The sequence below is a fragment of the Lentzea sp. NPDC003310 genome, from assembly GCF_040610935.1.
Taxonomy (GTDB): Bacteria; Actinomycetota; Actinomycetes; order Mycobacteriales; family Pseudonocardiaceae; genus Lentzea.
This window is the reverse complement of record NZ_JBEXNC010000019.1, coordinates 218,652-232,990: the sequence shown is the minus strand read 5'-3', so window position 1 is coordinate 232,990 and position 14,339 is coordinate 218,652. Positions and strand designations below refer to the sequence as shown.

The window sequence follows — 14,339 nt, the reverse complement described above, 5'->3', positions numbered from 1 at the left end:
TATTACTCTCAAAGGAATACCCCGACGAGGGGTATTCATATTACTGGCTGTGTTTCGGCACGCTGTTGAGTTCTCAAAGAACACGCGCTCACCGGGTCCATCTCCGTTTCCGGAGAGTTTCTCTCGGGGCTTGTGTTTGAAGCTTAGCTCGTTCATTTTCGCTTTGTCAAATCGGCCGTTTCGGCTTCTTTAGCTCGGCGCAAACTCGCTTCGCATTCAATTTTGCTTGGTTCAGAAGTTATCTGAGTGGCTTTCCCGGTGTCAAATCGGGGTCATTTTCAGATCCCGGACAGCACGTTAGGCCGTTCATTTACTTCTGGGGGTTTGACGCCGTGAAACTCTACCCGGCCCGATTCGCGGTGTCAACCGCTCGTTCCGGGGGTCTCGCTTGCGACCTGGAGAAAGTTACTCACGGCGTGGATCAAAGTCAAATCGCCTGGTCAGCGGGCTGCTTGACCGGCACGGACGGCGCCGGAGCAGCCGGCTTGGCGCCGACCGGACGCGGACGCAGCCACAGGGTGATGGAACGCAGTCCCTCCATCGCGCGCACGATCTGGTCCGGCGAGGCGGCCTGACGGGTGGCGACCGGCACCAGGTCGTAGCCCCAGACGCCGAACTCCTTGAGGACCGTCACCGGATCGTCACCGAAGTCGGTGGTCGCGGTCGCGGAGAACTCGAGGAACACGTGCGGCCGGTCCCGGCGCAACAACCGAACGAGTCCCGCGAGAGCGCGGTGCCCGCGTCCAGGCGTGTCGACCCGTACGACGGAAAGCTTCATGCCCTGCACCAAGGCGATCTCTTCGAGCGCCTTGTCCAGACGGACCGAACGAACCCGTGCGACGTCCTCGCCGGCGTCGTCGGCCAACGGCGACACGGACACACCACCGGTCAACGTCGGTGAGGCGGCCAGCTCGCCCGCGCTCTCCCACGCCGCGCCCTCGACCACGGTCAGCCGGGAGGCGATGGCGGACGGCAGGTTCGCCGAGACGTTGTGCCTGAGCAGCGCCGCGGCGGACGCGTCCGGCTCCACGGCGACGACGGCCCCCATCGTGCCGAGGCGCGACAGCACCCGGATCGAGTGGTAACCGACGTACGCGCCGACGTCGAGGAAGATCCCGTCCGGCTCCAGCACCGAGTCGAGCAGGTCCGCGAGCTCCGGCTCCCACACGCCGTTGGACGACAACAGCGGGAGCATGAACGCGTCGTCGGCGGGCAGCCGCATCATGCCCGCGTCGCACAGCACCAGCGACGACCGTACTTCGGGCGCGTCACCGGCGGCCTCGTGCTGACGGACGACCACGCGCCGTAGCGCGTCCGCGGTCTGTTGTGCCTGGTGAGCGGTGCGCAGAGCGGCGTCGAGCCGCGAGTCGCGCTCGCGGAACACCTCGACGACCTTGGACTCGAGGCTGTCGATCCGGTCGAGCGTGCGGTCCAGGGCCACGGTCAGCTTGTCGATCCGGTCGGCCAGCACGTCGTCGGACTTCGCGCGCTTGGCGGCCTCGGCGACCACCGCGTCCTCGACGTCGCGCTGCCGGCGGCCCTGGCCCGCCATGTCCGCGCGCACGCGGACGACCCCGTCGTCGACCCCGACCAGCTGGTCGACGAAGTGCGACTGCCGGGCCGCGACCTGCTCGATCTCGGCGCGCAGCAGTTCCAGCTCGCCCGCGCCGACGCCCGCCTTGAGCGCGTCCTGCCGGTTGACCAGCTCGGACACCGTGCGCTCGACCCCGTCGATCAGGGTGTGCAGCACCTGGCGCATGTGGTTGTCGTAGTGGTCCAGCGCGCGCAACACGACCTTGCGCAGCGCGGGTGCCATCGGCGTCCGGCTCGGACCGTCCACGGTCGCCCGCCGCAGTAAGGCGTGCTTGGCCGACTGCAGGGCGAGCATCGGGTCGACCTCGTCCTTGGGCTTCGGCCGGCGTGCCCGCCAGCCGCGGTACGCGTGCTCGACGCGTTCGCGCACGACCTCGGCCACGCGTGCAACGGAGCGCACGGACAGCATGTGCTGCCGTCCGGCCGCACCGAGTGCCTCGGCCGTGGGCAGGTCGTCGGCCAACGAGCGCAACAGCTTCGCGGCGGCCTGCACGTCGGGTTCGGCGCCCTGGTGGCACGGCACGAGAACGGCCGTCTTGCCGAAGAGCTCGGCCACGGCACCGTGGTCGGACGCGACGACGGGGACACCGCGCACGGCCAGTTCGGCCAGGCGCAACGCGATGCGGTCGTCCGCGCCACCGCGGTGCAGCGACACCACGGCGTCGGCGACGGCCGCCACGTCCAGGCCCTCGACCAACGAGATCCGCTGGTCGGAGGCGGTGGCGAGGCGCAGGCGCTCGGCGGCCTCGGGGTGCTCGAACGCCCCCGACACCGCGATCCGCAGCTCCACGTCCGTGCGGTCGGGAAACGCGGTCAGGAACGCCGACACGGCGCCGAGCACGTTGCCGGGCCGGTCGAGCTCGTGGTCCGCGATCGCCGCGAACACCACGTTCTCGCCCGACTCGAACTCACGCGCCCCGACATCGTGGACGGGCACGGGGACCACACGCACGATCGGTCCGCCGATGCGTTCGGCGGCGGCGCGCGACACCTCAGAGGAAAGCCATAGTTCGTTCACGCCCGTGCGGTCGTCCGCGGCCGTGGCGTCCAACGCGACGTCGACGACGAACCGTCCGGAGGGCACCTCGTCAGAAGAAGAGGCACGCACCACGACCGGATAGCCGGCCTCGACCGACACGGGCAGTCCGGACGCCCGTGCGGCGGCGAGCATCAGTTCCGCCAGCGGCCCGGAGCCCACGACGGACACACCCAGCTGGTCGAGCAGTGCGGGGCCTTCCGACCGGGGCTGCGGAACGGCGGGCGCCGGCAGCCTCCCGGAGGCGACGCCGACCCCGGAGCACCACTCGCGCCAGGCGTCCGCGTCGGCACCGAACGGCGCCGGGAACTGCTGCCGCAGCGCGGCGTCCGCGCGCCAGACCGCGTCTGCCCAGCGCGTGCCGCCGTGCTCGGTCGGCTCGCAGGCCCAGATGAGGAACGCGCCGCCGCCGTCCTCGCCGAACGCGGGCGGCGGCGTGAGCGCGGAGGCGCGGTAGTCGGCGCGCAGCTCGGACGGGATCTGCGTGCCGTCGATCAGCGAGTCGAACCGGTACGGGACCGGTGCGACGGACCAGCCGTTGCGCACCAGTTCGGCGCGGTAGGCCTGGCAGAGTTCGGCGACCTCCGTGTGCTCCGAGAGCAGCACACGGGGACGTTCGGCGAAATCGGCGGACAGCAACCACGGCCGGCGTGGGTCGAACCCGCGGAAGTGCACCGAGAGCAGGTCTTGGCCGACCACGGCCAGAGCGCCGGACTCGGTGCGGTGCAACGGTCTGTCCGCGACGTTCCACACGGACAGTCCGACCCGTGCGTCACGCACGACGTGATGCGGCACGATCGCCGGCATGTCCAGCGACCCGAGGTAGGGCTCGGAGCCCGGACCGACCGCGATGAACCCGGGGTCGAACGCGCCCAGGTCGTGCAGCTCGGCGGGACCGGGCTGCAGCCCGTCCGACGGCAGCGGCCGCAACGTGCGGGGCAGCAGCACGACCGGTGCGGTGCGCAAGGCCTCCAGCACGACCTTGGTGAGCGACCCGAACACCTGCACCCACGGATCGAGGTACAGCACGGGCATGCCCTGCGGCAGCAACGCCTCCAGCAGCCGCGGCACCATGGCGGCCTTCAGCGCGTCGGCTTCCAGCGAGGTCGCGAGCACGTTCAGCTCGTCCTCGGTGACACCGATGTCCACCGGCGTCATCAGCCCGGGACCCGAGTGCTCCGGCTGCGCGTCGACGACCAGCGCGACGAACCGGCCCTCGGGGTGCTCCGCGAGGAACGAGCTGGACAGGACCTTCACCGCCGGCAGCTCCGCCGCGGTGGCGACGGTGCACGCGCAGATCGTCGGCTGGAACTCGGGTACCTCAGTCACGGAGAGCACGTATCTGCCTCACAGCATGGGAAGAAGTGTGCGCAACTCGTACGGGGTGACGCTGCGACGGTACGCGTCCCACTCCGTCCTCTTGTTGCGCAGGAAGAAGTCGTAGACGTGCTCACCGAGCGCCTCGGGGAGCAGTTCCGAGTTCTCCATCTCGGTGAGCGCCTCGCCGAGGTTCTGCGGCAGGTTCGCGTACCCGGCCGCACGGCGTTCACGGTCCGTGAGCGACCACACGTCGTCCTCGGCGGGCGGCGGCAGCTCGTAGCCCTTCTCGATGCCCCGCAGGCCGGCGGCCAGGATCACCGAGTAGGCCAGGTACGGGTTGCACGCGGAGTCGAGCGAGCGGACCTCGACGCGCCGGGAGGACGACTTGCCGGGCGAGTACATCGGCACGCGGACCAGTGCGGAGCGGTTCGCGTGACCCCAGCACACGGCCGTGGGCGCTTCACCGCCGACGATCAGCCTCTTGTACGAGTTGACCCATTGGTTCGTGACGCCGGAGATCTCGCGCGCGTGCTTGAGGATGCCCGCGACGAACTGCTTGCCGATGTCGGAGAGCTGGTACGGGTCCTCGTCGTCGTAGAAGGCGTTGCGGTCGCCCTCGAACAGCGAGAAGTGCGTGTGCATGCCCGAGCCCGGCTGCTCGGAGAACGGCTTGGGCATGAACGAGGCGCGCACGCCCTGCGTGATCGCGACCTCCTTCACCAGGTAGCGGAACGTCATGACGTTGTCCGCCATGGTCAGCGCGTCGGCGTAGCGCAGGTCGATCTCCTGCTGGCCGGGCGCTCCCTCGTGGTGGCTGAACTCGACGGAGATGCCCATGGCCTCCAGCGCCTCGATGGCGTGGCGGCGGAAGTGCGTGGCGGTCTCGTGCGAGGTCTGGTCGAAGAACCCGCCGTTGTCCGCGGGCTCGGGCTCGCTGCCGTCGCCGGGCAGGCCCTTGAGCAGGAAGAACTCGATCTCGGGGTGGACGTAGCAGGTGAACCCGGCCTCGCTGGCCTTCGACAGCGTGCGGCGCAGCACGTGGCGCGGGTCGGCCCACGACGGGGAGCCGTCCGGCATGGTGATGTCGCAGAACATGCGCGCGGAGTAGTTCGTGCCCTCCGGTGTCTGCCACGGCAGCACCTGGAACGTGCCGGGGTCGGGCTTCGCGACCATGTCCGACTCGTAGACGCGGGCGAAGCCCTCGATCGCGGAGCCGTCGAACCCGATGCCCTCGCTGAAGGCACCCTCGAGCTCGGCCGGGGCGACCGCCACGGACTTCAAGAAGCCCAGGACGTCCGTGAACCAGAGCCGGACGAACCGGATGTCGCGTTCCTCGAGCGTGCGGAGCACGAACTCCTGCTGGCGGTCCATAGAGCGCAGCTTAAGGGCTCCGCAGTCACTACGATCAACGCATGTCGGCACGTTGGTTGTTGGTTTGCGCACTCGCCCTGCTCACGAGCTGCACGTCCGGGGGAGATCTCCCCGATGGTGCGACGTTGCTCTCGAAGTCGGCCGAGTCGATGAAGTCGGTCAAGACGGTGCACTTCACCATCAAGGTCGACGGTGAGCTGCCGGACGTGCCGGTGAAGGACGCCGACGGCGACCTCACCTCCGCCGGTGACTCGAAGGGCACCGCGAAGGTCACGTTCGGCGGGCAGCTGCTGTCCATCGAGTACGTGCTGACCGGCGGGAACCTGCACTTCAAGGGCCCGACCGGCGGGTTCACGAAGCTGCCGGCCGCGTTCGCGGGCCAGGTGTACGACCCGTCCGCGATCCTGAACCCGGACAAGGGCGTGGCGAAGGTCCTCTCCTCGGCGAAGGACGCGAAGACCAAGTCGTCCGGTGACGTGTCGGTGGTCGAGGCGACGGTGCCGAAGGACGTCGCGGCGGGCCTGGTGCCCGGCATCTCGGCGGACGTGAAGTCGACGTTCTCGGTCGACAAGGACAACAAGCTCAAGAGCGCGTTGTTCGAGCTCCCCGGTGGTCAGAAGGTCGACATCGGCCTGACCGACTTCGACAAGCCCGTCACGGTCACGGCACCCGCGTAGATGAGGAAAGTCGCTCTCGCCGCGTCCGGCGCGGCTGTGCTGCTGGGGGCCCTCGACGCGTACGTCGTCGTCGGGGTCCTCACGGACATGGTGCGCGATCTCGGCATCGCCGTGAACGAGCTGGAGCAGGCGACGCCGATCGTCACCGGCTACCTGCTCGGGTACGTGGCGGGCATGCCGTTGCTCGGGCAGCTGTCGGACCGGCTGGGGCGGCGGTTCGTGCTGCAGGTCTCGCTGCTCGGGTTCCTGGTGGGCTCGGTCGTCACGGCGCTGGCCGCCGACGTGCCGTTGCTCGTGGTCGGGCGCGTGGTGCAGGGCCTCGCCGGTGGCGCGTTGTTGCCGGTGACGATGGCGCTGGTGGCGGACCTGTGGGAGGAGCACCGGCGGTCGGCCGCTCTCGGGACCGTGGGTGCTGCTCAGGAGCTGGGGTCTGTCCTCGGCACGCTCTACGGCATCGCGATCGCGTCGTTGTTCAACGCGTGGCCGTTGTTCGAGTCGTGGGAGCCGCAGAGCTGGCGGTGGATTTTCTGGGTGAACATCCCGTTGGCGGTCATCGCGATGGTGATCGTGCAACGGACCGTGCCGAACACACGGCGCGAGGTGCGCATCGACGTCGTGGGCGGCGTGCTGCTCGCCGCCGCGCTGTCGTTGCTGGTCGTGGCGCTCTACAACCCGACGCCCGCCGAGTCCGTGCTGCCGTCGTGGGGCTGGCCGACGCTGGCGGCCGCTTTCGTCGTGCTCGGTGCCTTCTTCTTGTGGGAACGCCGTGCGGCCGTGCGGCTCATCGATCCCGAAGGCGTGCAGTGGCGGCCGTTCTGGGCGGTGCTCGGGGTGTCGCTGGCCGCCGGTGCCGCGTTGATGGTGACGCTGGTCGACGTCGAGTTGTTCGCGCAGACCGTGTTGCGGCGGGACTCGGCCTCCGCGGCCACGTTGCTGACGCGGTTCCTGATCGCACTGCCGGTCGGTGCCGTCCTGGGTGGGTTCCTCGCGTCCCGGCTCGGCGACCGCTGGGTGTCGTTCGGCGGCCTTGCGCTGGCATCGGTGTCGTACGTGTTCATCGCGCAGTGGCCCGCTGACGTGAGCGGGCTCGTTCTCACGCGTGACCTGGCCATCGCCGGTTTCGGGCTGGGGCTGGTCATCGCGCCGTTGTCCGGTGCGGTGCTGCGTGTCGTCCCGTCAGTGCGTCACGGCGTCGCGTCGGCGTTCGTCGTCGTCGCGCGCATGACGGGCATGCTCGTCGGCGTGGCGGCGTTGTCCGCGTGGGGACTCCACCGGTTCCGCGAGCTCACGGCAGACCTGAACACACCGCTGCCGTTCGGCGTCGAACCCGACGAGTTCCAGCGGCAGATGGCCGAGTACCAGCGCGGGCTCACCGAGGCGCTGCTCACCGAGTACCACGAGATCTTCCTGATCACGGCGGTGATCTGCGCGCTCGGAGCGCTGGGATCGGTCTTCCTGCCCGGGAGGGCTCAGCAGACGGAGTCCGTCTCCGGCAGCCTCAGGTCCACCAGGTAGTTCGTGCCCACGCCGTCCACGCAGCCGATGCCCGCGAGGAACGCCGTGTGCTGGTTTCCGTTGTACGTCAGCAAGCGCGCGCCCAGGGCCTGTGCGAGGTCCACGCCGGACTGGTAGGGCGTCGCCGGGTCACCGGTCGTCGAGATGACCAGCACCTGCGGCAGTCCCTGCACGTTCGGCGGGTGCGGTTCGGACGTGTGCGGGGCGGGCCAGAACGCGCACGGGCCGAGCGCTGTCTCGTCGGTGGGGACCGTGTCGTTGCCCAACAGTTCCAACAGCCTCCGACGGTTGGACTCCAGGGTGGCGCGGTCCTTGATGGGCGGCTCGTCGACGCACCGGATGGCCACGAACGCGTCCTGGATGCGGCTGTACGAGCCGTCCTGGGCGCGGCCGAGGTACTGGTCGGCGAGCTGCAGCAGGGTGGTGCCCTTGTTCTGCCGCAGCTCCTGCAGGCCTTTGAGCGCGGTCTCCCACAACCGGTCCGTGTACATCGCCTGGATGATGGCGGTGTTCGCGTCCGAGTGGGACAGCTTGCGGTCGCCGACCTGCAGCGGGGTCTTCTTCAGCGGCTCGATCATCTGGCGGAACTTGGACTCCGCCGTCGCGGTGTCCCTCCCGATGGGACAGTCGCGCTGGGCGCACCAGCCCGCGAAGCGCTGGAACGACTCCTCGAAGCCCTGCGCCTGACGTGCCGACGCGGCCACCTTGTCCGCGTTGACCTCCACAGCACCGTCGAGCACCATCGCGCGCACGTTGCGAGGGAACATCTCGGCGTACAACGTGCCGATGCGCGTGCCGTAGGAGTAGCCGAGGTAGCTCAGCTTCTTCTCCCCCAACGCCGCGCGCAGCACGTCGACGTCACGCACGACGTCCCGCGTGCCGACGTTGCGCAGGAGGTCGATGCCACTGCGTTCGGCGCAGCGGTCGACGAAGAACTTGTTCTCCTGCTCGGTCTGGTTCGCGCTCTCGCCCTTGGGCCGCAGCCGTTGCGCGTCGCGTTCCGCGTCGGTCAGGCACTGGACGCGGGGCTGGCTCGCCCCGACGCCGCGCGGGTCGAAGCCCACGACGTCGAACCGCTTGCCGACCGGGTTGCCCGCCTGCATGTTCGCGACGTGCGACATGCCGGATCCTCCCGGGCCACCGGGGTTCACCACGAGGGAACCGACGCGGCGGTCCTTCTCGGTGGCGGGCCGGCGCAGCAGTCCGACGGTGATCGTCCCGGCGTCCGGCTTCTCGTAGTCGAGCGGAACCGCCAGACGCGCGCACTGGATGCCCTCGCGCTCGTACAGTCCCTTGCTCTTCGCATCGGTCGCGTAAGGCTGGCACGCGCCCCACGACAACACCTGCGTGTAGAAGCGTTCGATGCCCTTGCGGCCGGCGACGGGATTGCCGTCGATGCGCGCGTAGGACGTGGACGTGCCGAACACGACGATCAAGGCGAACAAGGCCGCGGTGACTCGGGATCGCCTCTTCGTCATTAGGCGCACCGGGTTCCGTCGGCGGGCAACGTCTGGTCGATCAGGTACTTCACGCCGGCGGCGTCCACGCACTGGTCGCCCTGGAGGAAGACCGTGTGCTGCACGCCCTCGAACGTGAGCAGCCGCGAGTTGAGCGCCTTGGCGAGGTTCACGCCCGCCTCGTACGGCGTGGCCGGGTCACCGGTCGTGGAGATGATCAGCAGCGGCGGGATGCCGTCGGCCTTGGGCGGGCCGGTGCGGGCGGTGACCGGGGCGGGCCAGAAGGCGCACGAGTCGAGCGCCGCGCCGGCCGGGTTGCCGTCGTCGAGGAACGGCGCCGCCTCCTTGTACTTCTTCTGCGTCTCCAACAGCGCGTTCTTGTCCGTCAGCCGTGCGTCGTCCACGCAGTGCACGGCGTTGAACGCGTCCGTGATGGTCGAGTACTGGCCCTGGTCGTCGCGGTCGAAGTACGCGTCGGCGAGCGTCAGCAGCGTGGAGCCCTTGCCGCTCTTGAGCTCCTGGAGGCCCCTGAGCAGGATCGGCCACAGCTGCTCCGAGTACATCGCCTGGATCGCCGCGGTGATCGCGTCGTTGTAGGACAGCTTGCGGTCGCCCACGTCGACCGGCTTCTGGATCAGCGGGGTCGTGAGCTGCCGGAAGCTCGCGTTGGCGTCGCCGTCGAGGGGGCAGTCCTTCTTCTCGCGGCACCACTTCACGAACTCGTCGAACGCCTTCTGGAACCCGGCCGCCTGCGCGACCAGCGACGCGAGCTGGTCCTGGGTCGGGTCGACGGCTCCGTCGAGGACGAGCGCGCGCACGTTCTGGGGGAAGGTCTCGGCGTACTCGGTGCCTATGCGGGTGCCGTACGAGTACCCGACGTAGCTCAGCTTCGCGTCGCCGAGCGCAGAGCGGAGGACATCCATGTCCTTAACTACGTCCCGCGTGCCCAAATTGGCGAGCATTGCCGCACCGAATTTTGTACCGGCGGCACACTTCTCGGCATATGCCTTGTTCTCTTGCTCCGTTTGGGCGATTCCGGCCGGGCTGGTGTCCGTGTCGAGGTCCAGACGCTCGGCGTCGCGCTCCGGTCCGGTGAGGCACTGGACCGCCGGTTCGCTCGCGCCGATGCCCCGCGGGTCGAACCCGATGAGGTCGAACCTCTCCGCGAGCTCGGTCTTGCGGTAGGTCGAGACCATGCCCGCGGCCGACGCCATGCCGGACGCGCCGGGGCCGCCGGGGTTGGTCAGCAGCGAGCCGATCTTCTGCCCGGTGGCCTTGAACCGGAGGACGCCGATAGTGATCGTGTCGCCGGTTGGCTTGCTGTAGTCGAGGGGAACCCTCAGGCGCGTGCACTCGACGTCGCGCTTCTTGCCGTACGCGTCGCGGCTCGACCCGGTCGTGGCGTACGACTCGCAGCTCTCCCAGGCGAGCTGCTGGCCGTAGAACTCCTCCAGACCGGCGGGGACGACGCCTGCCGGACCGACCTTCTCGAAGGTCACGCCGGGTTTGGCCGCCCCCTCGATGATCGTCGTGCAGGACGCGAGCAGCGGAATGACGAGCAACACGCTCAAGAGACGGACCACAGTCCGATGGTATGGGAGATGATGAGGGCATGCCGCAGCTTCGGATCGCGCTCGCCCAGGTCAACGCCACTGTCGGCGATCTCGAGGGCAACGCTTCGCTGGTCGTGGAGTGGACGCGCAAGGCCCGTGAGGGCGGCGCGCACCTGGTCGTGTTCCCCGAGATGGTGCTGACCGGCTACCCGGTCGAGGACCTCGCGATCCGCACGTCGTTCGCGCGGGCGTCGTCCCAGGCGCTGGAGACCCTCGCCGGGTCGCTGGAGGCCGCGGGGCTCGGCGAGGTCGCCGCCGTCGTCGGGTACCTGGAGCACGACTCCGTCGGCCCGCGCAACGCCGCCGCCGTGCTGCACGGCGGCCGGGTCGTCGCGCGGCAGAGCAAGCACCACCTGCCCAACTACGGCGTGTTCGACGAGCGCCGGTACTTCAAGCCGGGGTCGTCGCTCGACATCGTGCGGATCAACGGCGTCGAGGTCGGCCTGGTGATCTGCGAGGACCTGTGGCAGGACGGCGGCCCGATCACCGCTCTCGGTGACGCCGGCGTCGACGTCGTGGTCTCGCCCAACGCCTCGCCGTACGAGCGCAACAAGGACGACCTGCGGCTGCCGCTGGGCGCCCGCCGCGCCGCCGAGGCCGGCGCGCCCCTCGCCTACTGCAACCTGGTCGGCGGCCAGGACGAGCTGGTGTTCGACGGCGACTCGCTGGTCGTGTCGGCCGAGGGCCGCCTCGTCGGCCGCGCGCCGCAGTTCGTCGAGCACATGATGTTCGTCGACTTCGACCTGCCGGGCGGCCGCGAGTACGAGCAGGGCCAGATCGGCGACTTCTACGTGCGCCGTGTGTTCCTCTCGGACGCGGTGCCGGCGTACGAGCCGTTGCCCTCCCCTCGCGTGTTCGAGCCGCTGTCCGATGAGGCAGAGGTGTGGCACGCGCTCGTGACGGGCCTGCGCGACTATGTGCACAAGAACGGCTTCCAGTCCGTGGTGCTCGGTCTGTCCGGTGGCATCGACTCCGCCGTGGTGGCCGCACTGGCCGTGGACGCTCTCGGTGCCGACAAGGTCTACGGCGTCTCGATGCCGTCCTCGTACTCGTCCGAGCACTCGCGTTCGGACGCCTCGGACATGGCCGTGCGCACGGGTCTGCACTTCACCACCGAGCCCATCGGCGCGATGGTCGACGTGTACGTCTCGCAGCTGAAGCTCACGGGCCTCGCCGAGGAGAACATCCAGGCGCGGTGCCGCGGCATGCTGCTGATGGCGTTGTCGAACCAGCACGGCCACCTGGTGCTCGCGACGGGCAACAAGTCCGAGCTCGCGGTGGGCTACTCGACCATCTACGGCGACGCGGTCGGCGGCTACGCCCCGATCAAGGACGTGCTGAAGACCCTGGTCTGGGACCTCGCGAAGTGGCGCAACGCCGAGGCGGAGAAGCGCGGCGAGACCCCGCCGATCCCGGAGAACTCGATCGTCAAGCCGCCGTCGGCCGAGCTGCGGCCCGGCCAGGTCGACACCGACTCGCTGCCGGACTACGAGGTGCTCGACGCCCTGCTGGACGAATACGTCCACGACGACAAGGGCTACGACGCGCTGCTGGCCGCCGGGCACGCGCCGGAGCTGGTGGACCGGGTGCTGCGGATGGTCGACAAGGCCGAGTACAAGCGCCGGCAGTACCCGCCGGGCACGAAGATCTCGAACAAGGCGTTCGGGCGGGACCGGCGGCTGCCGATCACGAACGGGTGGCGCGAGGGCTAGCACCTCTCGGTGCCGGGCCGGTCGTAGTAACGGGGCGGTGGTCCCTGGTGGCGGGTCCGGTCGCAGGCACGGGGTGGTGGTCTCGGATGGCGGGTCCGGCCGCAGGCACGAGGCTGCGGTCTCGGGTGACGGGTCCGGTCCGCAGGAGTGGAGCCTGCTCCACCGCGCGCCCGCACCCCGTCCGGCTACGTTTCTCACCATGAAACGGATCTGGGCGGCGCTGGTCTACCTCGCGACGGGCTTGTTGACGTCCATCGCGGCGTGGCTCGCTCTCGGCGTCCTGCTGCTGTCCGTGGTCATCCTGCCGTTGCTGCCCGTCACCGCGCCGTGGATCCGGCGCATCGTGGACTTCGACCGGCGCCGGATCGCGCGCTTCACGGGCGTCGAGATGCCGTCGCCGCCGCCGCTCGACGGGCCGTGGCTGCACCGCGCGCAGGGCGTGCTGAGCGACCCGCAGAGCCGGCGGGAAGGGCTCTGGCTGATCACGAACGCGCTGATCGGGTCGTTCCTCGGGTCGATCGCGATCGGGGTGGCGGGGGCGTTGGTGCAGCAGCCGTTCGTGCTGCTGCTCTGGTGGGTGGTGCCCGGCGGGTTCGACAACTCGTTCGGCATCCACGTCGACTCGTGGCCGATGGCGCTGCTCAGCGTGCCGCTCGCGGCCGTGCTGGCGTGGGTCGCCACCCAGTTCCCGCGGCTGGCCGCGTTCGACGCGAGGCTGGCGGCGAGGATCCTGGCGCAGCCGAAGGAGTCGTTGGAGAAGCGGCTCGCCGAGGTCGTGGCCACGCGGGCGGCGGCGTTGCAGGCGCACGGGGCCGAGTTGCGGCGCATCGAGCGGAACCTGCACGACGGCACGCAGAACAAGCTGGTCGGCGTGGTCATGATGCTCGGCATCGCGGAACGAACGCTGAAGCAGAACCCGGACAACGCGCTGCAGGCGTTGTTGCGCGCACAAGACGCGGCGGGCGACGCGTTGGAGGAGCTCCGCAACGTCGTGCGCAGCATCCACCCGCCCGTGCTGGATGATCTGGGACTGGACGGGGCGATCCAGGCGCTGGCGGCGCGCTGCCCGGTGCCGTGCGTGCTCACGGCCGACCACCTCGGGCGGTTGCCCGCGGCGGTGGAGGCGGCGGCGTACTTCGCGGTGGCCGAGGCGCTCACGAACGTGGCCAAGCACAGCGGTGCGGAGCGGGCGTGGGTCAGCCTCAACATGATCAACGAGCGGCTCACCGTCATCGTGCACGACGACGGCAAGGGCGGCGCGGACGAGAAGCAGGGGACGGGGTTGGACGGCATTCGCGGCAGGGTGGCGGCGTTGGACGGCAGTGCGGACGTGAGCAGTCCCGAGGGCGGGCCCACGGTGCTCACCGTCACGCTGCCGGTGGGGAGGTGAACCCCGTGCGCATCGTGATCGCCGAAGACGACGCGCTGCTGCGCGAGGGGCTGACGTTGTTGTTGCGCAACGAAGGTCTCGAAGTCGCCGCCGCCACCGACAACCCGGTGGACTTCCTCGATGCCGTGGCCGAACACGAGCCGGACATCGCCGTTGTGGACGTGCGGATGCCACCGACGTTCACGGACGAGGGCCTCAAAGCAGCCGTGGAGGCCCGACGCAGGCACCCGAAGCTCGCCGTGCTGGTCCTCAGCGCGTGGGTCGAGCAGAGCTACGCGCACGAACTGCTGGCCGGCACGAACGGCGGCGTCGGCTACCTCCTCAAGGAACGCGTCGGCAAGGTCGCGGACTTCCTCGACTCGCTGCACCGCGTCGCGAGAGGCGGCACGGCCCTCGACCCCGAGGTCGTGTCGCAGCTGCTGGTGCGGCGCAAGGCGGACGACGCGCTCGGCGTGCTCTCACCGCGCGAACGCGAGGTCCTCGGGCTGATGGCCGAAGGACTGTCCAACGCGGCCATCGGCGAGAAGCTCGTCATCAGCGCGGGAGCCGTGCACAAGCACATCGGCAACGTCTTCCTGAAGCTCGGCCTCAACAGCGAGGACGGCTCGGGAGACCGCCGCGTGCAGGCGGTGCTCGCCTACCTCGAACGCTGAGG

9 protein-coding genes are annotated in these 14,339 nt (G+C 69.6%); 5 read left to right on the top strand and 4 right to left on the bottom strand.

Annotated elements, in window-relative coordinates; genetic code table 11:
• Positions 1 to 427: 427 nt before the first annotated feature.
• Both ABZX02_RS34900 and glnA read right to left on the bottom strand, forming a co-directional pair.
• Complete coding sequence (locus ABZX02_RS34900; RefSeq protein WP_355304793.1) at positions 428 to 3,958, bottom strand: FkbM family methyltransferase; 3,531 nt, start codon at positions 3,956 to 3,958, stop codon at positions 428 to 430.
• An 18-nt stretch (positions 3,959 to 3,976) separates the two neighbouring features.
• Positions 3,977 to 5,320, bottom strand: a complete 1,344-nt coding sequence (gene glnA, locus ABZX02_RS34895; RefSeq protein ID WP_355304791.1) for a type I glutamate--ammonia ligase — start codon at positions 5,318 to 5,320, stop codon at positions 3,977 to 3,979.
• A gap of 41 nt (positions 5,321 to 5,361) precedes the next feature.
• On the opposite strand from glnA, the gene ABZX02_RS34890 reads away from it, so the two are divergent.
• Together ABZX02_RS34890 and ABZX02_RS34885 are read left to right on the top strand one after the other, a co-directional pair.
• The gene (locus tag ABZX02_RS34890) at positions 5,362 to 5,997 is read left to right on the top strand and encodes an LppX_LprAFG lipoprotein (RefSeq protein ID WP_355304789.1); all 636 of its coding nucleotides are present in this window, start codon (positions 5,362 to 5,364) and stop codon (positions 5,995 to 5,997) included.
• Positions 5,998 to 7,512: an MFS transporter gene (locus ABZX02_RS34885; protein ID WP_355304787.1), complete on the top strand. Its 1,515-nt coding sequence runs from the start codon at positions 5,998 to 6,000 to the stop codon at positions 7,510 to 7,512.
• On the opposite strand, the gene ABZX02_RS34880 is transcribed toward ABZX02_RS34885, so the two are convergent.
• Together ABZX02_RS34880 and ABZX02_RS34875 are read right to left on the bottom strand one after the other, a co-directional pair.
• The gene (locus ABZX02_RS34880; RefSeq protein WP_355304786.1) at positions 7,467 to 8,990 is read right to left on the bottom strand and encodes an alpha/beta hydrolase; all 1,524 of its coding nucleotides are present in this window, start codon (positions 8,988 to 8,990) and stop codon (positions 7,467 to 7,469) included. The genes ABZX02_RS34885 and ABZX02_RS34880 overlap by 46 nt on opposite strands.
• On the bottom strand, positions 8,990 to 10,552 hold the full coding sequence (locus tag ABZX02_RS34875) for an alpha/beta hydrolase (protein ID WP_355304784.1): 1,563 nt from the start codon (positions 10,550 to 10,552) through the stop codon (positions 8,990 to 8,992). Before ABZX02_RS34875 ends, ABZX02_RS34880 begins: the two co-directional genes overlap by 1 nt.
• A gap of 29 nt (positions 10,553 to 10,581) precedes the next feature.
• Between ABZX02_RS34875 and ABZX02_RS34870 the strand changes: the two genes are divergently transcribed.
• The 3 genes from ABZX02_RS34870 to ABZX02_RS34860 all read left to right on the top strand — a co-directional run bounded on the left by ABZX02_RS34870 (position 10,582) and on the right by ABZX02_RS34860 (position 14,337).
• A complete protein-coding gene (locus ABZX02_RS34870; protein ID WP_355304782.1) occupies positions 10,582 to 12,294 on the top strand; it encodes an NAD+ synthase in 1,713 nt (570 codons plus the stop codon).
• Between the two features lie 199 nt (positions 12,295 to 12,493).
• Entirely contained in the window at positions 12,494 to 13,684 is a 1,191-nt protein-coding gene (locus tag ABZX02_RS34865; RefSeq protein WP_355304780.1) for a sensor domain-containing protein, read from the top strand.
• A gap of 5 nt (positions 13,685 to 13,689) precedes the next feature.
• Complete coding sequence (locus ABZX02_RS34860; RefSeq protein ID WP_355304778.1) at positions 13,690 to 14,337, top strand: response regulator transcription factor; 648 nt, start codon at positions 13,690 to 13,692, stop codon at positions 14,335 to 14,337.
• The last annotated feature ends 2 nt before the right edge of the window (positions 14,338 to 14,339 follow it).

Bases quoted from the DNA above. Each gene is read 5' to 3' on its own strand.
- glnA (WP_355304791.1), bottom strand. From the start codon at position 5,320: ATGGACCGCCAGCAGGAGTTCGTGCTCCGCACGCTCGAGGAACGCGAC.
- ABZX02_RS34890 (WP_355304789.1), top strand. From the start codon at position 5,362: ATGTCGGCACGTTGGTTGTTGGTTTGCGCACTCGCCCTGCTCACGAGC.
- ABZX02_RS34885 (WP_355304787.1), top strand. From the start codon at position 5,998: ATGAGGAAAGTCGCTCTCGCCGCGTCCGGCGCGGCTGTGCTGCTGGGG.
- ABZX02_RS34880 (WP_355304786.1), bottom strand. From the start codon at position 8,990: ATGACGAAGAGGCGATCCCGAGTCACCGCGGCCTTGTTCGCCTTGATC.
- ABZX02_RS34870 (WP_355304782.1), top strand. From the start codon at position 10,582: ATGCCGCAGCTTCGGATCGCGCTCGCCCAGGTCAACGCCACTGTCGGC.
- ABZX02_RS34865 (WP_355304780.1), top strand. From the start codon at position 12,494: ATGAAACGGATCTGGGCGGCGCTGGTCTACCTCGCGACGGGCTTGTTG.